Raw genomic sequence first — 23,112 nt, 5'->3', positions numbered from 1 at the left:
GGATCAGCGCAGGAACATGTACACGGTGAGCACTGCGCCCACGATCACAACAAAGATGCGCATCAGTTGCGGGGGAAGGCGGTAGATCAGCCACGAACCCAGAAGGCCGCCCGCAATACCACCCGCGCATAAGGCCAGGGCGGCAGCCCAGCTGATCATGCCGGAGAAGGCGAAGATCAGGGTGGCGGAAGCGTTCATCGCCATCGCCAGCATGTTCTTGGTGGCGGTGGCTGCGCGGATCTGCTGGCCAGCGATGGTCAGCGCGGCCAGCATCAGGAAACCGATGCCGCCGCCAAAATAGCCGCCATAGATCGAAATGCAGGCCTGGACAACGGCCAGCATCCACTTCGGCATGCTGGAAGCGGCCTGCAACGGCTGGCGCCGGAAAGCACCCCAGGCGAACATGGTGGTGGCAAACAGCACCAGCCAGGGCACCAGCCTGGCAAAGAAGGTCGGGGGCGTAATCCACAGCAGGATCGCGCCGAAAATGCCGCCGACAATACTGATCGTGAAAAGCTGCGTGAAGGTCAGGCCGCTCACGCCTTCCGCGAACTTGCGGCCAGCCACGGCGGATGTCGCCTGGCTCGGGAACATGGCGACCGTGGAGGTCATGTTCGCCGCAACCGGGTTCAGCCCGGCCAACAGCAGGGCGGGAAAGGTGATGAAAGAGCCGCCGCCAGCCAACGCATTCTGCGTGCCGGCGAAAAGTCCTGCTGCGGCGAGCAGTAAGATGGTGTGGAGTTCGGGCATCGGGCCATTATAGCCAAGCTATTTGAAAGTCGGGGTCAGGTCTGGCAATCCGCCATATTTTTCGCAATGCGAAAAATATGGCGGATTGCCAGACCTGACCCCGACTTTCATCATGCGGCGTGGCGTCGCGTGCGGGCGGAGGCGATGACTTGTGCGATACGGTCGGTAGCGCTTTCCGCGTCGGCGAGGGAGCGCAGCAGGCGCTCGTCGCCGAATTCGTCGTATTCGACGGCTGCATCGTATGCATGCGTCACGCCCAGGTAGCGGAACACGCTGCGCACCGATCCTTCGACATGGTTGATGCCCTCCAGCCGTTGCCCTGGGCCGTAGCCGTAATCGCCGCGTGAGGACAGGATGACGAGCTGCTTGCCTGCATCTGCCAGCAGTGGCAAATATGGTTCACCGGCACGTGAGCGGTCGAAGCCGAACGTGCGGCCGACACGCACGATGTTATCCAACCAGGCCTTGAACTGTGCCGGCGGCCCGAAGTTATACATCGGCACTCCTGCCACGATGATATCGGCGGCCAGCACTTCGTCGACCAGCGCGTCGCTTTGCGCCAGCGCTTCCACCATCCATGGCTCGCGCGCCGCCGGCGGCGTGAACGCGGCATGTACCCAGTCCCCGGTCACAGGGGATGGCGGCACGGCTCCCACATCGCGATAGATGACTTCTGTTCTGCTATCGAGCTGCCGGTAGCGCGCGATGAAGCGTGCAGTCAGGCGCCGCGTATGCGAACCGTGCGCCTGTTCGCCGGAGCGCCCGGGCCGGGCGCTTGAATCGATATGCAGGATCGTGGTCATTGTTCTCTCCAATTGGTTGCTATGGGTGTACTGTGCGCTGCGCGGCAGACGGTGACAAACGATCAATTCGCAGCAGATGGATGAACTGAATTCATGTATAGTCCTTCACATGAAACGCCGCCTTCCATCCCTGTCCGCCCTGCGCAGCTTCGAGGCCGCGGCGCGGCTGCAAAGCTTCAAGCTCGCTGCCGAGGAGCTGTCGGTCAGCGCGACTTCGATCAGCCACCAGGTGCGTGCGCTGGAGGAGGCACTGAACGTAAGGCTGTTCCTGCGCAAGACCCGGGCCGTCGAGCTGACACCTGAGGGCCGCACGCTGATGCAGGCAGCCGGCAGCGGGTTCGACGCCATCGCTGCCGGCGTCGAACGGCTGCGGCGAGAACAGCGCCGCACGGTCACCTTGTCGACCACGCCATCCTTCGCGGCGCGCTGGCTGGTGCCGCGGCTTGCTTCGTTCAACGCGGCCCATCCCGGCATTGCCCTCAACGTCCTGGCCAGCAACAAGCCGGTTGACCTGGCCGGCGGCGCGGCCGACCTTGCGGTACGCGGTGGCGCCGGGCATTTCGCGGGGCTGCAAGCGCAACGCCTGATGCATGCCGGCTTCGCGCCGGTGGCCAGCCCGCGCCTGAAGCTGCGCAAGGCGGGCGACGTGGCACGCCATCCGCTGATCCACTTTGACTGGCAGCGCGGCTTTAAGGGCGCCTTGACCTGGGATAAATGGTCGAAAGCGGCAGGCGTAGAGCTGGATGTCACGACAGGCGCGCGTTTTTCGGAAGAGTCGCACGCGGTGCAAGCGGCGATTGCAGGGCAAGGTGTTGTGCTGACTGCCTTGCCCTTGGTGCGCGAGGAAATCAGGTTGGGACTGCTGGAAGCGCCGGTTGGCCCGGTGCTCGGCGGATTCGATTTTTATGTTGTGCGGCCTGAAGGCGACGCTCCGCGCGAAGAGGTGCGCGCCGTCGCAGAATGGCTGCTGGCACAGGAGGAGCAATGATGGAGCCTTACAAGCTTTACTACTGGCCGACGATCCAGGGCCGGGGAGAATTCGTGCGGCTGGCGCTGGTCGAGGCCGACGTTCCTTACGTTGACGTGGCGCGCGGCAAGGGCGGCATGAAGGCGATGACGGAGTTGATCGCCGGCGGCAGCGATCCGCGCGCCGCTTTCGCGCCGCCCATCCTGCAGGCCGGTGAACTCATGATCGGTCAGACGGCGAATATCCTGATGTTCCTCGGGGCGCGGCACAAGCTGGCGCCGCGCTCCGAAGCGGGGCGCCTGTGGTGCAACCAGCTGCAGCTGACCATTGCGGACATTGTTGGCGAGGCTCACGATACGCATCACCCGATCTCGGTCAATATGTACTACGAGGAGCAGGCGCGGGAATCGAAGGCGCGGGCGCGGGATTTTGCGATTGAGCGCATCCCGAAGTACCTGGACTATTTCGAGACCGTGCTGCGGGCCAACCAGTCGCGCGGCGGCTGGATTGTCGGCTCCCGCCTGAGTTATGTCGACTTGTCGCTGTTCCAGTTGCTGGACGGCTTGCGCTATGCCTTCCCGAAAGCGATGGCTGGCTATGAAGGGCGTTGGCCCGGCCTGCAGCGCTTGGCCGGGCGCGTGGCGGCCCGTCCGCGCGTCGCCGCCTACCTGGCATCCAAACGCCGCCTGGCCAACAACGAGGATGACGTATTCCGGCATTACCCGGAACTGGAGCAGGGCGTCCGCGTCAAACCGCGCGGGTAACAGGATATCCGGCATCCACAATGGCTGCCTTGATCGGCTCCAGTGCCGAAGCCGAGTTGACCTTGACGTGCTTGCCCTTCAGGTCGACCTCGACAAAGGCTGCCGGATCAACTGTATGCACGGCTTCGGTCACGGCCGATACGCAGTGGCTGCATGTCATGTTTTCTACAGTCAGTTCATACATTTGGAGTTCCTTTCGTCATATGGGTAAACGTACTTTAATCCTTCCCACCATTGTAAAGTCAAGCGTGTTTGCGCTGCTATTGCTGCAGGGCTGTTCCGCGAAATATGCTCCGCCGCCAGGAGCGGCAGGCGCTGTCGCGGAGGCACGCATGGCGGGACCGGCGACGGATGGTTCGTCAGCCGGAGTCCAACGCGGCAAGTATCTCGCCTACGAACACTCGGTCACGGTCGATTCGCCTGAAGGAGGCGTCAAGCCACTGCTCGACAAACTGGTCGGGGCCTGCCAGGCCGACGCGACGAACCAGTGCACGTTGTTGGCATCCGGATTGGAGGGCGGAAGGGAGTCGAGCGCCCATTTCCGTGTTCGCGTGAAGCGGCCCGGCATCGAGAAATTGATTGCACTTGCGGCGACAGGCGGCGAGCTTGCCTCACGTAACACCTCGGCGGAGGACCTTGAAGGTCCGATCCGCGACAACGCCAAGCGACTCGACATGCTGCGCTCATATCGCGAGAAGCTGCTGGCGCTGGAGAGCAAAGTAGGCAACAACGCCGAAGCCTTGATCAAGCTGTCGCAGGAACTGGCGACGGTGCAAAGCGAACTGGAATCGGCGACCGGCGTTGAAGCGCGCCTGATGGAGCGGGTTAATATGGACTTGCTGAACGTCTCCATCCAGTCCCGCACCCAGCGAGGTTTCTGGTCGCCAGTCAGACGCGCCTCCAGCGATTTTGGCAGCAACCTGTCAGAAGGCATCGCCAGCGCAATCACTGGCCTGGCCTACCTGCTGCCCTGGTCGCTGATTCTGTTTGTTGCGGGCTTTGTACTGCGCAAGATCTGGCGGAGGATGCGGCGGAAATGAGTGGCAAGGTCAAATGGCTGGTGCAAAAGGAAGGCTTCGCCATGGCAAACCGTATGGAAGCCATGGAAGTACTGGAGCGTTTTGGATTCGACCACGACAGTTTTGGCCTTGCGCCGCCGTGGACGAAGGTCTTGAATCTCGCGCAAATCCTGTCGGATCCTGAGTCGAAGTACATCGTCCGCGGCGGGACGCGCCTGCATGCCATATTGAATGCAGCCCAAAGCCTGGACGAACTGGGTGAGCGGCTGACTCCCGAGCAGGTGGAACATGGTTCGCTCTACCTGCAGCAGCTCAGGCAAGGGATTTTCTACGACGAGCAAAGGTTCGACCAGGCCTATTACGCCGGCCTTGGCTTGCCGTTGCTGAACGGCGATGCCACGCTGTATCCGATTGCGTCGAACCTGGCGCAGTCTTTTGATCGCGAGATGTTTGTCAAGCCGAGCAAGGACGAGAAAGCATTCGATGCGGGAATTCTTGCGCCAGGGCAGACGATCGAAGGGTTTATCGCGGGCCAGCCGCAGGCGCGAAATTGGAAAGATGAAATGGCCGTTATCGCGCCATGCAAGGCCATTACCGCCGAATACCGCTTCTTCGTGGTCGACCGGCAGGTCATCACCGGATCACTTTACCGATTCGTGGGCAAGGCGAATTTCAATGCAAACATTCCTGCCAACGTGATGCGAAGTGCGATCGAATTCGCACAAGTGTACCAGCCGCATTCGGTATTCACGATGGACCTGGCCGAAACACCGGAAGGAATCCGTATCGTTGAATACAACTGCTGGAATGCGTCGCGCATGTATGCAGCAGACGTCGCGAAGATCTTCCATGCCGTGCACGATTTCGTACTGGAGAAGGCTTAATGAAGCAGTCCATTGTCCATATCGCCCTCGTCGTACGCGACTATGACGAGGCGATCGATTTCTACGTCAACACGCTCGGCTTCGAGCTGCTCGATGATACCCACCAGCCGGAACAGGACAAGCGCTGGGTCGTCGTGGCGCCGCCTGGCGGCAGTGGCGCCACCATCTTGCTGGCGCGTGCGTCGAAGCCGGAGCAGGAAGCATTTGTCGGCAACCAGGCCGGCGGCCGGGTATTCCTGTTCCTCAACACGGACGATTTCTGGCGCGATTTTGAGCGGCTGAAGGCAAAGGGCGTGCGCATTGTGCGCGAGCCGAAGCAACAGGACTACGGGATGGTTGCGGTCTTTGCGGACTTGTACGGCAACCTGTGGGACTTGTTGCAATTGAATCCAGACCATCATATTGCTCGGCGCGTAAACCGGTAAACCGGTGCCTGACCCGCAGGGTCAGGCACCGTGCCCCGACTGCGCGAAAAAAAGCCCCGCACTTGGCGGGGCTTGTGGACTGCGGGCGGCGTTGCTTAAAGCACGTCGCTCGCGTGGTCTGCCAGGCGGGAACGTTCGCCGCGGGCCAGCGTGACGTGGCCGCTGTGTGCCCAGCCCTTGAAGCGGTCGACCACGTAGGTCAGGCCGGACGAGCCTTCGGTCAGGTAAGGCGTGTCGATCTGCGCGATATTACCCAGGCACAGGATCTTGGTGCCAGGACCGGCGCGCGTCACCAGGGTCTTCATCTGCTTCGGCGTCAGGTTCTGCGCCTCGTCGATGATCAGGAACTTGTTGACGAAGGTGCGGCCGCGCATGAAGTTCAGCGACTTGATCTTGATGCGCGAGCGGATCAGGTCCTGCGTCGCCGCACGGCCCCATTCGCCGCCTTCGCCGTCGGACTTGTTCAGCACTTCCAGGTTGTCGTCGAAGGCGCCCATCCACGGCCCCATCTTCTCTTCCTCGGTGCCCGGCAGGAAACCGATATCCTCGCCCACCGGCACCGTGACGCGGGTGACGATGATCTCGTTATACAGCTTGGTCTCCAGCACCTGCGCCAGGCCGGCGGCCAGCGCGAGCAGGGTCTTGCCGGTACCGGCCTGGCCCAGCAGGGTGATGAAGTCGCACTCCGGATTCATCAACAGGTTCAGCGCGAAGTTTTGCTCGCGGTTGCGCGCAGTGACGCCCCATACGCTGTTCTTGTTGTGCGAGTAGTCGCGCAGGGTTTGCAGGACGGCGGTCTTGCCGTTGATCTGCTTCACTTGCGCGTAGAACGGCGACTCGCCGTTGTTTGGTTCCAGGTACACGAACTGGTTCACCAGCAGGGATGGGATGAACGGGCCGGTCACGCGGTAAAAGGTGCTCGACTGGCCGTGCTTGTTCTCCTGCCAGGACTCCATGTCCTTGCCATGCTTGTTCCAGAAGTCGTCCGGCAGCTGGACAATGCCCGAATACAGCAGGTCGGTGTCTTCCAGCACGTGGTCGTTGAAGTAGTCTTCCGCCGGCAGGCCCAAGGCGCGCGCCTTGATGCGCATATTGATGTCTTTCGACACCAGCACCACGGCGCGGCCGGGCTGCTCCGCTTCCAGCGAGCGCACCACGGCCAGGATCTGGTTGTCGGCCTTCCCTTGCGGCAGGCCTTCCGGCAAGTCGGCTACCTGCACCCTGGTCTGGAAGTACAGGTGGCCCTTGGCATCCTTGTTGCCCAGCTTGTTCAGCGGGATGCCGGTTTCCATGTCGTCGTCGTCGGTGTTGCTGACCAGGGCATCCAGCGTACGCGATACCTGGCGCGCATTACGCGCGACTTCGGACATGCCTTTCTTGTGGTTGTCCAATTCTTCCAGCGTCATCATCGGCAGGAAGACATCGTGTTCTTCAAAGCGGAACAGCGAAGACGGGTCGTGCATCAGCACATTGGTGTCGAGCACGAACAGCTTGGTGCTGCCCACCACGTCGGCCTTGCGGCTGGAGGCGGACTTGAGCACCACTTCGTGTTCCTTGTGTTTGGCCGGGTGCGGCGCATCGGCCTTGATCGGCGTGACCTTGGAGCGCGCTTGCGGCGCAGCCTTGGTGCGCGGTGGCGCCGGTACGTCGTCCGGCAGCTTGACGGCCTTCAGTGCAGGCGTCTTCTTCGCTTCGGTTTTCTTCGCAACCGGTTCTTTTACTGCTTTGGCAGCAGTCTTGGGCGCCGCTTTCTTCGGCGCTGGTGCTGCCTTTTCTTCAGTAGGGAAGGGAACCGGATTTGCTCCGCTCGCCTTCGGGTAGTCTTTAGCCAGCAGCAGGGTGGCTGGCTTGCTAGGCAGTTTTGGCAGTGGCATCAGGATCTCAATCTAAAAAAGATGCATCCACGCGAGGGCGAATGCCCGGCATGGATGAACTATGGGGTGGTTCGGAAAAACTAAAGGATGCCTGGCGGGCGTCTGCGTCGCCCGAAAGCCGGTGGGCATGCCACCGGGGACAGTGGGTGGAAGGACTTGCTCGACTCAAAATCTGGCTGACACGTTCAAATGTAAAGCTCCCGTTGAGCTAACACATTCGCGGCGAGGGCCTTGCCATCAGCCCAGGTTTGCCACGAATTCCAGCACTTCATCGACGTGACCTGGTACTTTCACGCCTCTCCATTCTTTCACCAATCGGCCTTTTGCGTCAATCACAAACGTGCTGCGCTCAACGCCGCGTACATCTTTACCGTACATTTTTTTCATCTTCATGACATTGAAGGCCAGGCACACCGCTTCGTCCGGATCGGAGATCAGTTCGAACGGCAAGCCCAGTTTTGTCTTGAAGTTTTCGTGCGAGCGCAGCGAGTCGCGGCTGATGCCGTAAATTTCAGCACCGGCAGCGGTGAACTGGTCGTGCAGGTCGCGGAACGCCATGTTCTCGGTAGTGCAGCCCGGGGTGTTGTCCTTGGGGTAGAAGAACAGTACGGTGGCTTTGGCGGGGCGTCCGGAGAGCTGGAAGGTTTGGCCGCCGGTCATGGCGGCGCTGAAGTCGGGGATGGTTTGGCTCATGCGCGTTTAGTTGGGGGCAAAGTGTTATTTTTCAATGATCAATGCCAGCAGGGCTTTGCGGCCTTCGCCCATCAGGATGTTGTAGGTGCGGCAGGCGGCATTGGTGTCCATGCATTCGACGCCGATCTGCCTGGAGATCAGCGGCGCGGCCAGGCGCGGATGGACGAAGCGCTGGCGCTCGCCGGTGCCGAGGATGACCACGTCGGGCTGTTCGGCCAGCAGTTGTTCGAAATGTTCGACTGTCAGTTCCTCGAACTTTGCCACGGGCCAGGGGCGCGGTGCGCTTTCCGGCAGCACCAGCAGGCTGTAGTCGAACGGCTTGCCGTTGATCTCGACTCCACCTTCGAAATAGCCGGAAACGGTCTGGTATTGGCCGGTGGTGCTGGAGTGGAGCTTCATAACTTTTCGCTATATTTAAATACAATAGAGATCTTATTGTAACGTTTTGCGCATATCGATGGTTGATTAAACCAATTTAATTCGGCAGAATGGGTATTTTCGCAATGCAGCATTTATACGTAAGGGATTGATTTTGCGTCCGGTTCAGAAATCCAACAAGCTTAACGAGATTTGTTACGAGATCCGCGGCCCTGTGCCGGAGAAGGCCCGCCTGATGGAAGAAGAGGGCCACAAGATCATCAAGCTGAACATCGGCAATATGCAGCCGTTCGGCTTCGATCCGCCGGACGAGATCGTGCACGACATGATCATGAACCTGCCCAATGCGGCCGGTTACACCGATTCCAAGGGCCTGTTCGCGCCGCGCAAGGCGGTGATGCACTATACCCAGCAGAAGAAAGTCGCCAACGTCACCATGGACGACATCTACCTGGGCAACGGCGCGTCCGAACTGATCGTGATGTCGATGAACGCGCTGCTGAACAACGGCGACGAGGTGCTGGTGCCGGCGCCGGATTATCCGCTGTGGACCGCGGCGGTCAGCCTGTCCGGCGGCAAGCCGGTGCACTATGTCTGCGACGAGCAGCAGGACTGGTTCCCCGACATCGACGACATGCGCAAGAAGATCACGCCGAACACCAAGGCGATCGTCGTCATCAACCCGAACAACCCGACCGGCGCGCTGTACCCGGACGAAGTGCTGCTGCAGATTATTGAACTGGCGCGCCAGCACCAGTTGATCATCTACGCCGACGAAATCTACGACAAGGTGCTGTATGACGGCGTCACCCACACCTCGATCGCCGCGCTGTGCGACGACGTGTTCTGCGTGACCTTCAACGGCCTGTCCAAGAGCTACCGTTCCTGCGGCTACCGCGCCGGCTGGATGGTGCTCTCGGGCGAAAACAAGAAATATGCGAAGGATTACATCTGGGGCCTGAACATGCTGGCCTCGATGCGCCTTTGCGCCAACGCGCCGGGGCAGTTTGCGATCCAAACTGCGCTCGGCGGCTACCAGAGCATCAACGACCTGGTGGCGCCTGGCGGGCGCCTGCTCAAGCAGCGCGACCTGGCATACAAGCTGTTGTCCGACATTCCGGGTGTCAGCGTGGTCAAGCCAAAAGCTGCACTCTATATGTTCCCCCGCCTCGATCCGAAGATCTACCCGATCGCGGATGACCAGCAATTCGCGTATGAACTGCTGGAAGAAACCAAGGTCCTTATCGTGCAGGGCACGGGCTTCAACTGGCATAGCCCGGACCACTTCCGTGTGGTGTTCCTGTCGAATTCGGACGATATGGAAGATGCATTCGGCCGCATCGCGCGCTTCATGGAAGGCTACCGAAAGCGGCACGGGCACAGCTAACAACACCAGGGAATTTGAAGATGAAATCGATTAAAGTAGGTTTGCTGGGCGTAGGTAATGTGGGCGCCGGCACGTTCAGCGTATTGCGACGCAACCAGGAAGAGATCCGCCGCCGCGCCGGCCGCGGCATTGAGATTGTGGCCGTATCGGCCCGCAACCTGGAGCGCGCAAAAGAGCGCACCGAAGGCCAGTGCAAAGTCGTGGCAGACCCGTTCGCGATCGTCAACGATCCGGAAATCGATATCGTCGTGGAGCTGATTGGCGGCTATGACACCGCCAAGGAACTGGTGATGCAGGCCATCGCGAACGGCAAGCACGTGGTCACCGCCAACAAGGCGCTGCTGGCCATGCATGGCACCGAAATCTTCGCCGCGGCCCAGGCCAAGGGCGTGATGGTGGCGTTCGAGGCTGCCGTTGCAGGCGGCATCCCGATCATCAAGGCCCTGCGTGAAGGCCTGACCGCCAACCGCATCGAATGGATCGCCGGCATCATCAATGGCACCACCAACTTCATCCTGTCCGAGATGCGCGACAAGGGCCTGGACTTCGCCACCGTGCTGAAGGAGGCGCAGCGCCTGGGCTATGCGGAAGCCGATCCAACCTTCGACATCGAAGGCGTCGACGCGGCGCACAAGGCGACCATCCTGTCCGCTATTGCCTTCGGCATCCCGGTGCAGTTCGACAAGGCCCATATCGAGGGCATCACCAAGCTGCAGGCGATCGACATCAAATATGCCGAACAACTGGGCTACCGCATCAAGCTGCTGGGCATCGCACGCCGCGCGCAAGTGAACGGCGGCGAGGGCATCGAGTTGCGCGTGCACCCGACCCTGATCCCTGCCAAGCGCCTGATCGCCAATGTGGAAGGCGCGATGAATGCAGTGCTGGTGCAGGGCGACGCGATTGGCGCCACCATGTACTACGGCAAAGGCGCCGGTCCTGAGCCGACTGCCTCCGCCGTGATTGCGGACCTGGTCGACATCACCCGCCTGGCGACGGCCGATCCTGAACACCGCGTGCCGCACCTGGCCTTCCAGCCGAATGCGATGACCGACATCAAGATCATGCCGATGTCCGAGATCACCACCAGCTACTATCTGCGCATGACGGTGGCTGACCGCCCGGGCGTGCTGGCGGAGCTGACCCGCATCCTGGCCGACGCCACCATCTCCATCGATGCGATGATGCAGAAGGAACCGGCGGAAGGCGAGACCCACACCGACATCATCCTGCTGACGCACCAGACGCAGGAGAAAAACGTGGTCGCAGCCATCGAGAAGATCGAAAAGCTGTCCAGCATTGTCGGCAACGTCACTAAGATCCGCCTGGAAAATCTCGCCTGACCGTCCCGTCATCCGGCGTCCCAATGGCCCCGCTGGGGCCATTTTCTTATTTTGTTCCAAGCTGCGATGGCATGAAGTTTTGATATAATTGTTTCCTTTTGGAATATAAAATTGTTTAACGTGAAATCTTTCGCGACACTTGTTTGCACCTTGGGCGCGGCCTTTGGCGTGCATGCGGCAGAGGGGCCGGAGTGCAAGCGATAGACCGTCGAAAAATACCTGATCGAAATGTGCCTGGTGAGGGGCGCGGCGTTCCAGCACGATATTTACACGCTGAAAGCCGACAAAGTTCTTATTTTCGCGCTGGTGGATGACTACGCGGATAACGTCCGGCTGGAGCACGAGGTTCCTGAAGGCCCTGCGCTTGAGTTCCCCTTGTCGCTGCAAGGCGGGAAGACAGTCACGATCAAGGGTGGTTGTGTCCCGGAGAGCAAGGATGGCGCCGAATCCGCCCGGGTTTGCAACTTCTATTGGGGCAAACACCAGATCGTCAAAGACGTACGTTTCGAGTTTGAATAAAGCCTGGCGAAAGCAGTCGTTATCTTAGTTTTATGCAGAATTGGGTTCGCATTTTTTGCCTGGCCTGTATCTCGACCGTCCTGGCGGGATGCGGCACCTTGTCCGATAAGCAGCTGGATCCGGACTTCCGCGCGGCACAGCATCTGGCAGCAACTGGCGACATCGGGGCCGAGGTTGCTGCCTTGGCGCAGCCGATGATCGATTCCAATGAAACGACGGGGCTGGTGGTTGGCGTACTGACGCCCGATGGCAAGCGGCAGTTCTTCGGCTTTGGGACCACGCACCAGGACGGCGGGCACCAACCCGATGGCCAAACGCTGTTTGCCGTCGGGTCGCTGAGCAAAGGCTTTCTGGCGGCGACGACTTCGGTACTGGTGCAAGAGGGCGTGCTGGGTTGGGACGAAACCCTCGCGACGCTGTTGCCTGCGAGTGTGCCGCTTAGCGAGGATGCCAAACGCATCACCTTGCGCCAGCTTGTCACGCATACCGCGGGCCTGCCACGTCAGCCGATGACCGAGAGGACATTGCTCTATTTTGTGGAGTATCTGTTCACCGGCAAGAGCTTTTATCGCCACTTCGACCGGGCTTATTTGTTGGAGTACCTGTCGACATTCAAGAAGCATCATGGCGGTGTGCCTCAGTACTCAAACATCGGCTACGGCGTGCTTGGTTATGTGCTGGAACTGAAAACCGGGAAGAAGGTCGATGCGCTGGTGCACGAGAAAGTACTTGATCCGCTGCGCCTGCACAGCACTGGCTATGTGCCTGAGAAATTGCCTGGCTACGGCGAACGGGCCTTGGGCCACGCGGGTGACCAGCCCAAATTCATCCGGCGCGGCGAGCTTGTCCCCGATTGGCAGTTCACCGACATCATGAGTGGTTCGGCGGCACTGTACTCAAACGCGAGCGATCTGCTTGCCTACGCAAATGCCCACTTGGCCTCGACCGGCAGCGGCGTGCTCGATGCGGGCCTGCGGGATACCCTGAAGGTGCAGTTCGAGCGTGAACGGGAGGCGGCGGCCAGCGCCTGGTTTGTCGACGACATCGATGGCCATAGGATCGCGCACCAGATTGGCCTGGTGGCCGGCTACACCGCTTACATCGGCATTGACGAACAGACACGTACCGCCGTGGTCGTGCTGCAAAATAACTTCAACTGGACGGACAGGATCGGGCATCGCCTGCTGTTGCGGATGGCGCAAGCCAAGAACTTCAATTCAAAGCATTTGCAAAGATGAACAGGATGGGATGGCTCGCCTCTGCGGCGCTGCTGTGCGCGTTGGGGGCGGAAACAACAGACGCCAAGCCGGCCGGAGCGCGCGTGCGATTCCTTGGCCAGGCGGCGATCGGAAAGGCTGCCTTTGCCGAATGCACGGCCAGGTACAAGTCCTGCGTTGCCGACACCCGGTGAGAAAAAAAGCGGGCGACCCAGGGTCGCCCGATAAGGGAGGTACTACTGCAGCGAAGGCATTATTTGCCGGCGACAGTCAGCTCACTCTTCACTTCCTTCACTCCCGCCACGGCAGATGCCGCCTGGATCGCTTTGGCGCCGGCATCGGAGCTTGACACCGTGCCGCTCAGGACCACTACGCCCTGGTTGGCGGACACGATGATCTCTTTCTGGTCCGAGAGGGCTGCCTTGACTTTGGCCTGCAGCGTGGAATCGGCGGTGGCCACGGCGGCACCGGCCATGGCGCCTTCTTGCTGTGCGTGTGCGGACAGCGAGGCGAGGGCGAATGCTGCGGCGGCGAACAGGCCTGCGATCAGTTTGGAATCCTTCATGGTCTATCTCTCCATTTTCAAGTTGGCAGTCAACGCTTGTGCGTTGTCCCTGGTATTGCAAGGCGCGTGCCATGTAGAGAAATCAATGACTTAGCTGTGCGGCAACATTGAATTTGTCGCCACACGGCGACACGGTCTGGGCTGCAATGCGCAAGGCCTTGATTTGGCGGGCTTTATGGCTGTCGCCCCTCGGCGACAGGTTCAATGCGGAACTGCGCGGCGTTCAATTCATGCTTTTGCAGCAGGCGATAGAACTCGGTGCGGTTGCGCTCTGCCAGGCGCGCGGCATCGGCCACGTTGCCGTCGGTGAGCTTGAGGAGCTGCACCAGGTAATTGCGCTCGAAGCGCAGCTTGGCTTCCGTATAGCTGAGGACTTCCAGCGACGGCACGCGCAACGCGCGCTGCACCAGCGATAGCGGCACCAGCGGCGCCGTAGCCAGGGCGCAGGCATGTTCCACCACGTTGTAGAGCTGGCGCACATTGCCGGGCCAGGAGGCGCGCGACAGCGCTTCCAACGCTTCCGGAGCAAAGCCGTTGACGGTCTTGCCGTATTTGGCGGCCAGCATTTGCAGGAAGCGCGTGGCCAGCAGCCCGATATCTTCGCGACGTTCCGCCAGCGGGGGCAGGGTGAGCGTAATGACGTTCAGGCGATAGTAGAGGTCCTCGCGGAACTGTCCTTCCAGCATGGCCGCTTCCAGGTCGCGGTGGGTGGCGGAGAGCACACGCACGTTGACCGGGCGGCCGTTGTCGGAGCCGACCTGGCGCACCACGCGCTCCTGCAGCACGCGCAGCAGCTTTACCTGCAGCAGCAGCGGCATATCGCCGATCTCGTCGAGGAACAGGGTGCCGCCGTCGGCTGCCTGCAGCAAGCCTTCGCGGCTGGCGACGGCGCCGGTAAAGGCGCCTTTTACATGGCCGAACAGCTCGGACTCCAGCAATTGCTCGGGAATCGCGCCGCAATTCACGGCGATGAACGGCGCGGCGGCGCGGCGGCTGGCGCGGTGAATGGCACGTGCCAGCAATTCCTTGCCGGTGCCGCTTTCGCCGCGTATCAGTACGCTGGCGTCGGAGGCGGCAACCAGCTGCGCTTCATGCAGCACTTCTTCCATGGCGCGGCTGCGGCTGATGATCTCGGCGCGCCAGGCGCCGCTGCCGGCCTCCGGTGTGGCGTCCGGTGCGGCCACGCTCAGGGCCTGGCCGATGCGGTCAAGCAGCACCTTCGCATCGAAGGGCTTGGTCAGGTAGGCGAAGGCCCCGAGCGAGGTCGCTTCCACCGCGTCGGGAATGGTGCCGTGGGCGGTGAGCAGGATCACCGGCAGCGCCGGGTGCTGGTTGCGGATTTGCTGGAACAGGGACATGCCGTCGCGCTCGGGCAGGCGCACATCGCTGATCACCAGCGAGGGCAGCGCAATCGACAGGTTGGCCAGCGCGGCTTCGGCACTGCCGACGGCGGTGACCTGGTAGCCGTTGGCGCTCAGCCGCATCGACAGCAGGCGCAGCAGGTCGGCGTCGTCGTCGACCAGCAGCAAGCGTGGGGAAACAAGTGCATTCATTTACTGGCTCTCGCAGGCAGGCCGCGCTCGATTTCTTTCAGCGCTTCCAGGGTTTCGTTCAATTGTTCGTTCTTGCGCTGGTTGTCCTTCAACTGCATGCGCAGGCGGTCGCTCTCGTCGACCAGCCGGCGCGTGTCGGCGCATTGTGCAGAGAGGAGTTGCGCCAGCTGCCGCAAGCCTTGCGCTTCCGGCTCCGGCGCGGTGGCGACGACATCGAATTGCGCCTGCGCCTTTGCCAGGTCGCCGCTGCCGCGCGTGAGCGACAGCACCATGGCCGATTGCAGCAGCACCTTTGGTGTTTTCTGCTGCAGCGACAAGCCGCTCAGTTCCTTCAGCAACTCGCCTTGCGTCATGCGGCGCAGCGACTGGTAGTAGGCCAGCAGCGGCGCCACTTCGTCCTGCGGCGCGACAAGCAGCGTCAGTGGCGCGGGCGCCGGAGGCGGCGGCAAGGGCGGCAGCGTTGGCGCTACTGGCTGTCGCTGCGCGCAGGAGGCGAGCAGCAGGATCGGCAGCAAAGGCAGGGTTTTAATGTTCATAAGGCAGGTCGATCCGGAAGTGTGCGCCGCTACTGGTCGGCAGCAATTGCAGTGATCCGCCGTGGGCGCTGATGTATTCGAGCACGATGGAGAGGCCGACGCCATTGCCCCGCCGTGCGCCTGGCGGCTGGCGCATCCCCTGGTAAAAGGGTTCGAAAATATGGGCAGCATCTTCCGGGGCCACGCCAGGCCCCTGGTCGATGCAGTCGATGGCCAATGTGCCGGCCTGCTCGCCGATGATGAAGCGCACGGTGCCGCCTTCGGGGCTATAGCGGACCGCGTTGGTCAGCAGGTTGCTGCTGGCAATGGCGAGCTTGCCGGGATCGACCGAAATGGCCGGGGCGCTGCCGTCCACCGTCACATCGAGGCGGCGCGCCTGCCACTGCAGGCGCTGGGCGTCGACGGTGTCGCGCAGCAGGGCCACGATATCGGTGGGCTGGCGCTGCAGGTGCTGGGCGGCGAAGGTGGCGGTGTTATAGCGCAGCAGGTCTTCGATCTGGTTTTGCAGCGAGGCTGTGTTCTGGCGCAGGATTCCGGCCACTTCGCGCTGGTTCGGCGTCAGCGTGCCGGCCACTTCATCCTCCAGCAGGGCGACGCCTTCCACCAGCGCGGCCAGCGGGGTTTTCAGTTCGTGAGAGATGTGACGCAGGAAGCGCGATTTATCAGCTTCCAGGCTGGCCAGGCGCTGGCGCAGCCAATTCAGTTGCTGGCCAAGGCGGCGCAAGTCGTTGGGTCCTTCGACTTCGATTGGCTGGTCGTAGCGGTTGCCGCCCAGGCGGTCGATGGCGCTTTCGATTTGCGCCAGGGGGCGTGACAGCCACATGCCGCAGCCAAGGGCCAGGGCGGCGGCCAGGCTGATGGAGGCCAGCAGTTGTCCGCCCAGCACGCTGCGCCGATGTTCCAGGCCAAGCAGGATGCGCTGGTTGCGCTGGTCGACTTCGCGTTTGACTTCGTCCGCCAGTTCTTCGTTGACCGGTGCCAGGCCCGCCAACGCGGTGTTCAGCATCTTTTGGCGCTGGGCGCGCTTGGCGTTGGGAGCCTCCAGTGCGCGCCAGGCTTGCTCGCCCTGGTCGCGCCAGGCGGCGAAACTGGCTTTGGGCGCGGAGGGCAGTCCGGCCGCCAGCGCCGACAGCGCATCCTGGCCGTCGCGCCAGGCTGCCGCGTAGCGGTCTCGGAAGGCTGGATCGTCCAGCACCAGGAACTGGCGCGCGCTGCGTTCCATGGCCACGCTGCGTTCGGCCAGGCGCTGCACGTTCGCGGTCAGCACGACGGCGTGCTGGCCGACTTCGCGGCTTTCAGTGGCCAGCCGGTCCAGCGTGAGCAAAGCCTGGATCGAGGTCGCGCTGAGCAGCAGGGCGATCAGCAAGAAGACGCCCAGAAGTAATTGGCGGAAAGAAAGCTTGATGAACATAGAGCATGCGCCGGGAACCACATGGTTAACCGGCGCATGATAGGGGAATTCGCTTTACGGCCGCGTTCTATTGCTCACTCGTCGAGACGCCAGGCATATTGCATGCGAGCCCACGATTCCTGTGCCACGCCGTCTACGGTGCCGGGCTTGAAGGCGCACAGCGAGAGGCCTTGCAGCGCGGCGCGATCCAGGTCGCGGTGGCCGCTGGTGCGTTCGATCTTGGCGCTGGCCACCTGACCGTCCTTGCCGATCAGGAAGGCCAGGGTGACCGTGCCTTCGTCGCCGTTGCGCAAGGCACCGGCGGGGTAGGTGGGTTTCGCGCAATTGGCCGCATCGATCACCGCCGCAACGTTCACTGGCTCGTGGCGCACAGCTTCGACGCTGCCACCGCCGGTGCCGCCACCGCCGCCCCCTGGTTCGCTGTGGCCATGTGCAGTCTCCGGCGGGGATGTCGTGATGGTGTGTTCGAGAACCTCGATCTTGATGCCGTCCGGCGGTGGCGGGGCGATCACCGGCGCTGCCTTTTCCTGGACCTCGAATTCCTTGGAGCGTTGCGGCTCAGGATCCTGGCGCTCCAGCGGCGGCACATCGACGATCACGGTCGGCTCGCTGCGGGTGATCAGGATCGTTGAGTGCTTCAGGGCGATGCCGGCGGCAACAAGGTGCAGTACGGCGACGAAAGCCAGGCCAGAGTAGTTCTTGCGAGAGGTATCGAAGTTCATGGAAATGCTCCTTTCTTCTTGTTGGTAGGCCGAATTGCCAGTCCATGGCAAGATATTCTTCCATTCAATGGAAATATGCAAGCAATTTTTATTGCTACCCTTTGGCGTGATATCCTTCCATCATCTGGAAATGAGGAATGCTATGAATAAGATCAAAGTACTGCTGGCAGATGATCACCCGGTCGTGATGGGGGGATTTGCGATGGCGCTTGCCGGTTTCGGCGTGGAAGTTGTCGGCCAGGCCCGGACGCCAGCTGAAGCCGTTGAGGCTTACCAGGCACTGGCACCCGACGTTGCTATCCTCGATATGCGCTTCGGCGAGCAAATGACGGGCCTGGACGCGGCGCGCCAGATCCTGGCAGCGGCCCCCAAGGCGCACATCATCTTCCTGACCCAGTTCGACCAGGATGCGCTGGTCAAGGAGGCCTACCGCATTGGTGCGCGGGCCTTGGTCACCAAGGATTGCGATCCGGCCGAACTTTTCACCGCCGTGCAGCGTGCTGCGCAAGGGGAGCTGTATTTCATGCCGGCCATCGCGGAACGCCTGGCCAGCCTGTCGGTGCTGGGCGAGCAATCGCCGCAGGCGCTGCTGGATGAACGTTCGCTTGAAATCTTCAAGCTGATGGCGGAAGGCCTGACCAACGCTGAAATCGCCGAAAAGCTCGGCGTCTCCAGCAAGACCATCAGCAACTCCAGCCAGGCCATCAAGGACAAGCTGGGTGTTGAGCGCGCGGCAGACATCACCCGCCTGGCCGTGCGCCACGGCGTACTGCAAGCCTGATGCGGGTCACATGGCGCGTCGGCACCCGCGGGCGGCTGCTGGCGATTACCTTGCTGCCGGTGCTTGCGCTGTTCGTTACACTTACCTGGTACAGCTATCAATCGCGTCAATCCGAGGTGCATGCCGAGCTTGCGGAGCGCGGGCAGTTGCTGGCCACAGCACTGGTGACGAGCAGTGAAATCAGCCTGGTACGTGGGCAGTTCGACGAACTGCGCGCGACGATCGACGGCATGCTGCAGACCGACAGCGCGATCCATCGCGTGACCTTGCTCGATGCGGACCGCAAGCCCCTGTTGGACGTGACCGCGCGCGGCGACGGGGTGCCCGAGGCGCGCTATTACGAGGCCGCGGTGCACAAGCGTTTGCTTTACGTGACTGGCGGCGGCAACCGCAATGTCGGCAACATGGGCTACGTGCAGGTGCGCATGTCGCCAACTGTCATGCTGCGCAAGGCTCGCTCGCGTTTCCAGCTTGAACTGGCGGTGGCGCTGGCGGGTTTGCTTGTCTGCGCAGGGCTGGCGTGGCAGATGACCAGCGGCTTTGCCGCATCGCTGCGGGCGTCCATGCAAGCCGTGCGCGCGGCTGATGCGGAGAAACGTCGCCTGTTGCAACGCGTGACCACGGCAGTCGAAGACGAACGCCAGACCATTGCACTGGAGATCCACGACGAGTTGAACGCGACGCTCATCGCGGTGCGGCTGGAGGCGCAGCAGATCGCCGGCCTGGCGGGCAATCTGCCGCCGACGGACGCGGCGACGCAGATTCGCGACAAGGCGCAGGCGATCACGAAGCTGGCGCTGGGCTTGTACAACAGTGGCAGGACGCTGGTGCGCCGCTTGCGGCCGGAAATGCTGGACATGCTTGGCCTGCAGGGTGCGCTGGAAGAAATGGTGCGGCAAGTCGGCAGCAGCCACCCGGCCTGCCGCTTCTCGCTGCGCACCGAGGGCGATTTCGCCGGTCTGGATGGCGACGCCGCGATCTCGGCCTACCGTATCGTGCAGGAGGCGCTGTCTAACATCGTGAAGCACGCTCGCGCCGGCACGGCCAATGTGGAAGTCGCGCGGCACGGCGAGGCCTTGCAGATCGCGGTGGCAGACGATGGCGTAGGCTTCGACCCGGCGCGCACTGCTGCAGGCGTCGGGCTGGCGGGCATGCGGGAGCGGGTCCAGGCGCTGGGCGGCACCTTTGCTATGGATTGCTTGTCCGGCACCCGCATCAGCATCATGCTGCCGGTGGAGGCATGGTGCGCGGGAACTTGACGCGCACCAGCAGACCACGCCCACCCGAGCCTTGGTCGAGTTCAAGCTCGGCGTGGTGCAGGACGGCGATATCGCGCACAATGGCCAGCCCCAGGCCGGAGCCTCCCGGATTGGCCTGCATGGTCGAAGCGGCGCGGTAGAAGGGAGAGAACACGCGGTCGCGATCCTCAGGCGGAATACCGGGCCCGCTGTCCTCAACTTCCAGAACGACCTGCGTTTCGCCTGGCATCACGCGTAATACGACGCTGCCGCCGCGCGGAGTGTAGTGCAAGGCGTTGTCGACCAGGTTTGACACCAGCTCGTGCAGCAGCAAAGCCTGGCCGTAGACGCTGGCTTCACCATCGCCCTCCAGCGAAAGGTCGATGCCGCGGTTCACGGCGGATAGAGCCAATTCCAGCGCGACTTGCTGTACCGTCTCGCGTAATGGCACCGGCACCGGCTCACGATTCTCGCTATGCTCGATGCGAGCCAGCATCAATAGTCGATTGGCGAGATGGACCGTGGAGTCGGTGGTGGCGGCCATGCTGGCAACCACATTGCGCAGCTCCGGCGAGGCTGACGCAGCCCGTTCCAGCTCGCGCTGCGCCAGTTCGGCCTGGGTTTTCAGTACCGTCAGCGGAGTGCGAAGCTGGTGCGAAGCGTCGGCGATGAAGCGGCGTTGGCTGGCGATCAGGCCCGCGATGCGGGTGGTGGATGCGTTCATGGCCTGCACCAGGGGCCGCACTTCCTTGTGCACCAATGCCGGATCAAGGTCGGACAGGTCGGATACGTCGCGCGACTCGACTTCATGCTTTAACTGCATCAACGGCCGCAGCACCAGCTTGACTGCAAACCACACCAGCAGGCCCGCCAGCAGCACCACGCTCGCCTGCCAGGCGATGGTGTCATACAGGATTTTCAGCGTCAGGCCATTGCGCGCGTCGAGCGTTTCGCCGACCTGGATCAGTGCGATGCCGCGCATATTGTCGTCGTACACCGGCTGCAGCAGGGCCGCGATGCGGATTGGCTGGCCGTTATAGTTGGCGTGATAGAAGCGCACCAGGGCAGGATAGTTCTCGGAGCGCGGCACATTCGGCGGAACTTTCGGCAGGTCGTCGTAGCCGGACACCGTTTCGCCATTGATGCCGGTGACTTTGTAGTAGATGCGGCCCAGCGTGTCGGTCTCAAAACTGTCCAGCGCGACGTAGGGCACGTCGGCCACCACCTTGCCGCCTTCGACCGACACGCGTTCCGCCAGCGCGCGGGTGGAGGCCAGCAGCGAGCGGTCGTACGCCATGTCGGCCGCGTCCACCGCGTTGTAATAGACGGAAATGGTGTTAATGATCTCCAGCAGGACCAATGGCAGCAGCAGCCAGCGCAGCAGCTGGCCGCGCAGGCTGCCCATGGCGAGCATGGCCTTCATCAGGGCTTCGCTTCGGCCGGCTGCAGCAGGTAGCCGATGCCGCGCAGGGTAGTGATGGCCGCGGCGCCGGGCTCCTTGCGGTCAAGCTTCTTGCGTACGCGGTGGATATACAGTTCGATGGCATCGAGATTGGCGTCATCGGCCAGCGAGAACACCTGGTCGAACAGTCTTTCTTTTGCTACCGGCTTGCCGCCTTTGGTGATCAGCGCTTCCAGCACGGCATGTTCGCGCGGCGTGAGCTGCAGGTTTTCGCCGAAATAGGAAAACATGCGGCTGACCGTATCGAAGCGCAGCGCGCCGCATTCATACACCAGCGATTCATTGCCCACGCTGCGGCGCAGCAAAGCCTTGACGCGCGCTTCCAGTTCCGCGAGTTCGAAAGGTTTGGCAAGGTAATCGTCGGCGCCAAGGTTCAGGCCCTGCACGCGGTCTTCCAGGCCGCCGCGCGCGGTCAGGATCAATACAGGCGTCTTGCCGCCGCGCGCGCGCAGGCGTTTCAATACTTCCAGCCCGTCCATGCGGGGCAGGGTCAAATCGAGGATCACCAGGGCATATTCCTGGGTCAGGAGCAGGGAGTCGGCGTCGGCGCCGTTATCGGCGCATTCGACTGAAAGGTTGGCATCACGCAGGGCTTTGGAAAGCCAGTGTTGTAATTCGGTGTGGTCTTCCACTAACAATATTCGCATGGCATTTGCCTGAAAGGCGTTTGAAAGGTTGGCGATTTTATAGTTGAACCGTGCCAGAGCGAGGCATGACTGAAATAACTATAAACCCAGGAGACTGACTGTGAAAAGAACTTCGATGGCGGCGGCCGTCGCAATGATGTTTGCCGCCTATACTTCCGCCCACGCCCAATCCAATGTGCAGGTCTACGGCTTGCTCGACATGGGAGTCGACATTACCAACAATGCCCAGGCCGGCGGCGGCAGCGTCACCCACGTCAGCTCCGGCGGCATGAATACTTCGCGCTGGGGCATCAAAGGCAGCGAAGACCTGGGCGGCGGCCTGAAAGCCGTGTACCAGCTCGAAAGCGGCATCCTGATGGATACCGGCGCGCAGGACGGCAACCTGTTCAAGCGCCAGGCCAACGTCGGCCTTGAGGGCAACTGGGGCCGCGTGGTGCTGGGCCGCTCCTTCACCAGCGTGTACGACACCGTCATCCGCTTCGATCCGATGGGCTTTGCGCCTTACTATTCCTGGGCGACCGGCGGCAGCGCCACCCTGCCAAGCAAGTACGGCATGACCACCGGCTTCGATAACCTGATCAAATACTCCGGCAAGACCGGCGACTGGAACTATGGCTTCAGCTACGGCATGGGCGAGCAGCAGGGCGCCGACGCCAGTTCGGCCGACAGCGCCAAGTATGCAGGCGCGGTCAGCTACCAGTCCGAGTCGTTGGGCGCGATGTTCACCGCGGAGCGCATCAACGGCAACAACGTAGTCGCTACCGGCAACCGTGACGAGACCACCGCCTACCACCTGGGCGGCTACTACGCCACGGGCGATTTCAAGTTCTGGCTCGGCGGCCGGACCTACAAGCTGGTGTCCGGCAAGGCCGCCACGGCTGATGTAAAAGGCAACACGCTGTGGGCTGGTGTGGCATACAAGCCGCAGCCAAACGTCACCATCACCGGTGCTGTCTACCACGTCGACCAGCGCAACCTGGCCGCCGGCAAGGACGCCGACCCGACCATGTATGTGCTGCGCTATCGCTACGCGGCGTCCAAGCGCACCGACCTGTATGCGACTGTCGGTTACACCAAAGGCAAGCATGACCAGCTGGTCGGCCTGTCGCGCGACGATGCCGGCTTTGGCGACAGCCAGCACGGCGTAATGGTTGGCATCCAGCACCGCTTCTGA

At 62.0% G+C, this 23,112-nt stretch carries 26 protein-coding genes; 13 read left to right on the top strand and 13 right to left on the bottom strand.

Translation table 11 applies throughout. From position 1 onward, the window contains the following. Positions 1-3: 3 nt before the first annotated feature. Together ACN9M3_RS23750 and ACN9M3_RS23745 are read right to left on the bottom strand one after the other, a co-directional pair. Positions 4-750 (bottom strand): sulfite exporter TauE/SafE family protein, encoded by a 747-nt coding sequence (locus tag ACN9M3_RS23750; RefSeq protein WP_426163346.1) that lies wholly within the window; start codon positions 748-750, stop codon positions 4-6. A 110-nt stretch (positions 751-860) separates the two neighbouring features. After that, positions 861-1,553 carry an FMN-dependent NADH-azoreductase gene (locus ACN9M3_RS23745; protein WP_426318809.1) on the bottom strand — a complete coding sequence of 231 codons (693 nt, stop codon included), beginning with the start codon at positions 1,551-1,553 and terminating at the stop codon, positions 861-863. A gap of 109 nt (positions 1,554-1,662) precedes the next feature. Between ACN9M3_RS23745 and ACN9M3_RS23740 the strand changes: the two genes are divergently transcribed. Next, positions 1,663-2,541 carry a LysR substrate-binding domain-containing protein gene (locus tag ACN9M3_RS23740; protein ID WP_426163341.1) on the top strand — a complete coding sequence of 293 codons (879 nt, stop codon included), beginning with the start codon at positions 1,663-1,665 and terminating at the stop codon, positions 2,539-2,541. Continuing rightward, positions 2,538-3,284 (top strand): glutathione S-transferase, encoded by a 747-nt coding sequence (locus ACN9M3_RS23735; RefSeq protein WP_426163339.1) that lies wholly within the window; start codon positions 2,538-2,540, stop codon positions 3,282-3,284. The genes ACN9M3_RS23740 and ACN9M3_RS23735 overlap by 4 nt, the downstream gene beginning before the upstream one ends. Here the strand turns inward: ACN9M3_RS23735 and ACN9M3_RS23730 are convergent. Beyond that, on the bottom strand, positions 3,268-3,468 hold the full coding sequence (locus tag ACN9M3_RS23730; RefSeq protein ID WP_426318808.1) for a heavy-metal-associated domain-containing protein: 201 nt from the start codon (positions 3,466-3,468) through the stop codon (positions 3,268-3,270). The genes ACN9M3_RS23735 and ACN9M3_RS23730 overlap by 17 nt on opposite strands. 19 nt (positions 3,469-3,487) lie before the next feature. Here ACN9M3_RS23730 and ACN9M3_RS23725 point away from each other — a divergent pair, with 19 nt between their 5' ends. From ACN9M3_RS23725 to ACN9M3_RS23715, 3 genes are read left to right on the top strand one after another with little or no spacing between them, the layout of a single operon-like run. Next, positions 3,488-4,324, top strand: a complete 837-nt coding sequence (locus tag ACN9M3_RS23725) for a DUF4349 domain-containing protein (protein WP_426318807.1) — start codon at positions 3,488-3,490, stop codon at positions 4,322-4,324. Then, complete coding sequence (locus ACN9M3_RS23720) at positions 4,321-5,187, top strand: ATP-grasp domain-containing protein (RefSeq protein ID WP_426318806.1); 867 nt, start codon at positions 4,321-4,323, stop codon at positions 5,185-5,187. Before ACN9M3_RS23725 ends, ACN9M3_RS23720 begins: the two co-directional genes overlap by 4 nt. Next, entirely contained in the window at positions 5,187-5,612 is a 426-nt protein-coding gene (locus tag ACN9M3_RS23715; RefSeq protein WP_426318805.1) for a VOC family protein, read from the top strand. The genes ACN9M3_RS23720 and ACN9M3_RS23715 overlap by 1 nt, the downstream gene beginning before the upstream one ends. A 95-nt stretch (positions 5,613-5,707) precedes the next feature. Here ACN9M3_RS23715 and ACN9M3_RS23710 read toward each other — a convergent pair whose 3' ends face one another. From ACN9M3_RS23710 to ACN9M3_RS23700, 3 genes are all read right to left on the bottom strand, one after another. After that, positions 5,708-7,486 carry a PhoH family protein gene (locus ACN9M3_RS23710; protein WP_426318804.1) on the bottom strand — a complete coding sequence of 593 codons (1,779 nt, stop codon included), beginning with the start codon at positions 7,484-7,486 and terminating at the stop codon, positions 5,708-5,710. A 237-nt stretch (positions 7,487-7,723) separates the two neighbouring features. After that, positions 7,724-8,179, bottom strand: a complete 456-nt coding sequence (locus tag ACN9M3_RS23705) for a peroxiredoxin (protein WP_426163329.1) — start codon at positions 8,177-8,179, stop codon at positions 7,724-7,726. Positions 8,180-8,203: 24 nt separating this feature from the next. Continuing rightward, the gene (locus tag ACN9M3_RS23700; RefSeq protein WP_426163327.1) at positions 8,204-8,578 is read right to left on the bottom strand and encodes an Mth938-like domain-containing protein; all 375 of its coding nucleotides are present in this window, start codon (positions 8,576-8,578) and stop codon (positions 8,204-8,206) included. A 133-nt stretch (positions 8,579-8,711) separates the two neighbouring features. Between ACN9M3_RS23700 and ACN9M3_RS23695 the strand changes: the two genes are divergently transcribed. The 5 genes from ACN9M3_RS23695 (at position 8,712) to ACN9M3_RS23675 (ending at position 13,217) form a co-directional block, all read left to right on the top strand. Then, positions 8,712-9,944 carry a pyridoxal phosphate-dependent aminotransferase gene (locus ACN9M3_RS23695; RefSeq protein WP_426163325.1) on the top strand — a complete coding sequence of 411 codons (1,233 nt, stop codon included), beginning with the start codon at positions 8,712-8,714 and terminating at the stop codon, positions 9,942-9,944. A gap of 20 nt (positions 9,945-9,964) precedes the next feature. Then, positions 9,965-11,287, top strand: a complete 1,323-nt coding sequence (locus tag ACN9M3_RS23690; protein WP_426163322.1) for a homoserine dehydrogenase — start codon at positions 9,965-9,967, stop codon at positions 11,285-11,287. Between the two features lie 228 nt (positions 11,288-11,515). After that, positions 11,516-11,806, top strand: coding sequence for a hypothetical protein (locus tag ACN9M3_RS23685; protein WP_426318803.1), 291 nt, complete (start codon positions 11,516-11,518; stop codon positions 11,804-11,806). Positions 11,807-11,904: 98 nt separating this feature from the next. Further along, a complete protein-coding gene (locus tag ACN9M3_RS23680) occupies positions 11,905-13,044 on the top strand; it encodes a serine hydrolase domain-containing protein (RefSeq protein ID WP_426318802.1) in 1,140 nt (379 codons plus the stop codon). Positions 13,045-13,049: 5 nt separating this feature from the next. Beyond that, positions 13,050-13,217 carry a hypothetical protein gene (locus ACN9M3_RS23675; protein WP_426318801.1) on the top strand — a complete coding sequence of 56 codons (168 nt, stop codon included), beginning with the start codon at positions 13,050-13,052 and terminating at the stop codon, positions 13,215-13,217. A 59-nt stretch (positions 13,218-13,276) separates the two neighbouring features. Here the strand turns inward: ACN9M3_RS23675 and ACN9M3_RS23670 are convergent, their stop codons facing one another. The 5 genes from ACN9M3_RS23670 to ACN9M3_RS23650 form a co-directional block, all read right to left on the bottom strand. Further along, positions 13,277-13,588 carry a BON domain-containing protein gene (locus ACN9M3_RS23670; RefSeq protein ID WP_426163316.1) on the bottom strand — a complete coding sequence of 104 codons (312 nt, stop codon included), beginning with the start codon at positions 13,586-13,588 and terminating at the stop codon, positions 13,277-13,279. Between the two features lie 173 nt (positions 13,589-13,761). After that, a complete protein-coding gene (locus ACN9M3_RS23665; RefSeq protein ID WP_426163314.1) occupies positions 13,762-15,141 on the bottom strand; it encodes a sigma 54-interacting transcriptional regulator in 1,380 nt (459 codons plus the stop codon). Beyond that, a complete protein-coding gene (locus ACN9M3_RS23660; RefSeq protein WP_426163312.1) occupies positions 15,138-15,677 on the bottom strand; it encodes a hypothetical protein in 540 nt (179 codons plus the stop codon). Before ACN9M3_RS23660 ends, ACN9M3_RS23665 begins: the two co-directional genes overlap by 4 nt. Further along, entirely contained in the window at positions 15,667-17,088 is a 1,422-nt protein-coding gene (locus ACN9M3_RS23655; RefSeq protein ID WP_426163310.1) for a HAMP domain-containing sensor histidine kinase, read from the bottom strand. Before ACN9M3_RS23655 ends, ACN9M3_RS23660 begins: the two co-directional genes overlap by 11 nt. A 74-nt stretch (positions 17,089-17,162) precedes the next feature. Further along, complete coding sequence (locus ACN9M3_RS23650) at positions 17,163-17,810, bottom strand: energy transducer TonB (RefSeq protein WP_426318800.1); 648 nt, start codon at positions 17,808-17,810, stop codon at positions 17,163-17,165. A 142-nt stretch (positions 17,811-17,952) separates the two neighbouring features. On the opposite strand from ACN9M3_RS23650, the gene ACN9M3_RS23645 reads away from it, so the two are divergent. Then, a complete protein-coding gene (locus ACN9M3_RS23645; RefSeq protein WP_426163306.1) occupies positions 17,953-18,591 on the top strand; it encodes a response regulator in 639 nt (212 codons plus the stop codon). Next, on the top strand, positions 18,591-19,850 hold the full coding sequence (locus tag ACN9M3_RS23640) for a sensor histidine kinase (protein ID WP_426318799.1): 1,260 nt from the start codon (positions 18,591-18,593) through the stop codon (positions 19,848-19,850). Before ACN9M3_RS23645 ends, ACN9M3_RS23640 begins: the two co-directional genes overlap by 1 nt. On the opposite strand, the gene ACN9M3_RS23635 is transcribed toward ACN9M3_RS23640, so the two are convergent. Both ACN9M3_RS23635 and ACN9M3_RS23630 read right to left on the bottom strand, forming a co-directional pair. Next, positions 19,813-21,252, bottom strand: coding sequence for a sensor histidine kinase (locus tag ACN9M3_RS23635; protein ID WP_426318798.1), 1,440 nt, complete (start codon positions 21,250-21,252; stop codon positions 19,813-19,815). The genes ACN9M3_RS23640 and ACN9M3_RS23635 overlap by 38 nt on opposite strands. Then, positions 21,252-21,938 carry a response regulator gene (locus ACN9M3_RS23630; protein ID WP_426318797.1) on the bottom strand — a complete coding sequence of 229 codons (687 nt, stop codon included), beginning with the start codon at positions 21,936-21,938 and terminating at the stop codon, positions 21,252-21,254. Before ACN9M3_RS23630 ends, ACN9M3_RS23635 begins: the two co-directional genes overlap by 1 nt. Before the next feature lie 100 nt (positions 21,939-22,038). Between ACN9M3_RS23630 and ACN9M3_RS23625 the strand changes: the two genes are divergently transcribed. Continuing rightward, entirely contained in the window at positions 22,039-23,112 is a 1,074-nt protein-coding gene (locus tag ACN9M3_RS23625) for a porin (protein WP_426318796.1), read from the top strand.

The organism is Pseudoduganella sp. R-43, assembly GCF_049913255.1.
In the GTDB taxonomy this organism is placed as follows: Bacteria; Pseudomonadota; Gammaproteobacteria; order Burkholderiales; family Burkholderiaceae_D; genus Rugamonas.
The sequence above is the reverse complement of the archived record's forward strand: the minus strand, read 5'-3'. Positions and strand labels throughout refer to the sequence as shown.

Excerpts from the sequence above, each read along its gene's own strand:
- ACN9M3_RS23750 (WP_426163346.1), bottom strand. The coding sequence starts at position 750 with ATGCCCGAACTCCACACCATCTTACTGCTCGCCGCAGCAGGACTTTTC.
- ACN9M3_RS23745 (WP_426318809.1), bottom strand. The coding sequence starts at position 1,553 with ATGACCACGATCCTGCATATCGATTCAAGCGCCCGGCCCGGGCGCTCC.
- ACN9M3_RS23740 (WP_426163341.1), top strand. The coding sequence starts at position 1,663 with ATGAAACGCCGCCTTCCATCCCTGTCCGCCCTGCGCAGCTTCGAGGCC.
- ACN9M3_RS23735 (WP_426163339.1), top strand. The coding sequence starts at position 2,538 with ATGATGGAGCCTTACAAGCTTTACTACTGGCCGACGATCCAGGGCCGG.
- ACN9M3_RS23730 (WP_426318808.1), bottom strand. The coding sequence starts at position 3,468 with ATGTATGAACTGACTGTAGAAAACATGACATGCAGCCACTGCGTATCG.
- ACN9M3_RS23725 (WP_426318807.1), top strand. The coding sequence starts at position 3,488 with ATGGGTAAACGTACTTTAATCCTTCCCACCATTGTAAAGTCAAGCGTG.
- ACN9M3_RS23720 (WP_426318806.1), top strand. The coding sequence starts at position 4,321 with ATGAGTGGCAAGGTCAAATGGCTGGTGCAAAAGGAAGGCTTCGCCATG.
- ACN9M3_RS23715 (WP_426318805.1), top strand. The coding sequence starts at position 5,187 with ATGAAGCAGTCCATTGTCCATATCGCCCTCGTCGTACGCGACTATGAC.
- ACN9M3_RS23710 (WP_426318804.1), bottom strand. The coding sequence starts at position 7,486 with ATGCCACTGCCAAAACTGCCTAGCAAGCCAGCCACCCTGCTGCTGGCT.
- ACN9M3_RS23705 (WP_426163329.1), bottom strand. The coding sequence starts at position 8,179 with ATGAGCCAAACCATCCCCGACTTCAGCGCCGCCATGACCGGCGGCCAA.
- ACN9M3_RS23700 (WP_426163327.1), bottom strand. The coding sequence starts at position 8,578 with ATGAAGCTCCACTCCAGCACCACCGGCCAATACCAGACCGTTTCCGGC.
- ACN9M3_RS23690 (WP_426163322.1), top strand. The coding sequence starts at position 9,965 with ATGAAATCGATTAAAGTAGGTTTGCTGGGCGTAGGTAATGTGGGCGCC.
- ACN9M3_RS23685 (WP_426318803.1), top strand. The coding sequence starts at position 11,516 with ATGTGCCTGGTGAGGGGCGCGGCGTTCCAGCACGATATTTACACGCTG.
- ACN9M3_RS23675 (WP_426318801.1), top strand. The coding sequence starts at position 13,050 with ATGGGATGGCTCGCCTCTGCGGCGCTGCTGTGCGCGTTGGGGGCGGAA.
- ACN9M3_RS23670 (WP_426163316.1), bottom strand. The coding sequence starts at position 13,588 with ATGAAGGATTCCAAACTGATCGCAGGCCTGTTCGCCGCCGCAGCATTC.
- ACN9M3_RS23665 (WP_426163314.1), bottom strand. The coding sequence starts at position 15,141 with ATGAATGCACTTGTTTCCCCACGCTTGCTGCTGGTCGACGACGACGCC.
- ACN9M3_RS23660 (WP_426163312.1), bottom strand. The coding sequence starts at position 15,677 with ATGAACATTAAAACCCTGCCTTTGCTGCCGATCCTGCTGCTCGCCTCC.
- ACN9M3_RS23655 (WP_426163310.1), bottom strand. The coding sequence starts at position 17,088 with ATGTTCATCAAGCTTTCTTTCCGCCAATTACTTCTGGGCGTCTTCTTG.
- ACN9M3_RS23650 (WP_426318800.1), bottom strand. The coding sequence starts at position 17,810 with ATGAACTTCGATACCTCTCGCAAGAACTACTCTGGCCTGGCTTTCGTC.
- ACN9M3_RS23645 (WP_426163306.1), top strand. The coding sequence starts at position 17,953 with ATGAATAAGATCAAAGTACTGCTGGCAGATGATCACCCGGTCGTGATG.
- ACN9M3_RS23640 (WP_426318799.1), top strand. The coding sequence starts at position 18,591 with ATGCGGGTCACATGGCGCGTCGGCACCCGCGGGCGGCTGCTGGCGATT.
- ACN9M3_RS23635 (WP_426318798.1), bottom strand. The coding sequence starts at position 21,252 with ATGAAGGCCATGCTCGCCATGGGCAGCCTGCGCGGCCAGCTGCTGCGC.
- ACN9M3_RS23630 (WP_426318797.1), bottom strand. The coding sequence starts at position 21,938 with ATGCGAATATTGTTAGTGGAAGACCACACCGAATTACAACACTGGCTT.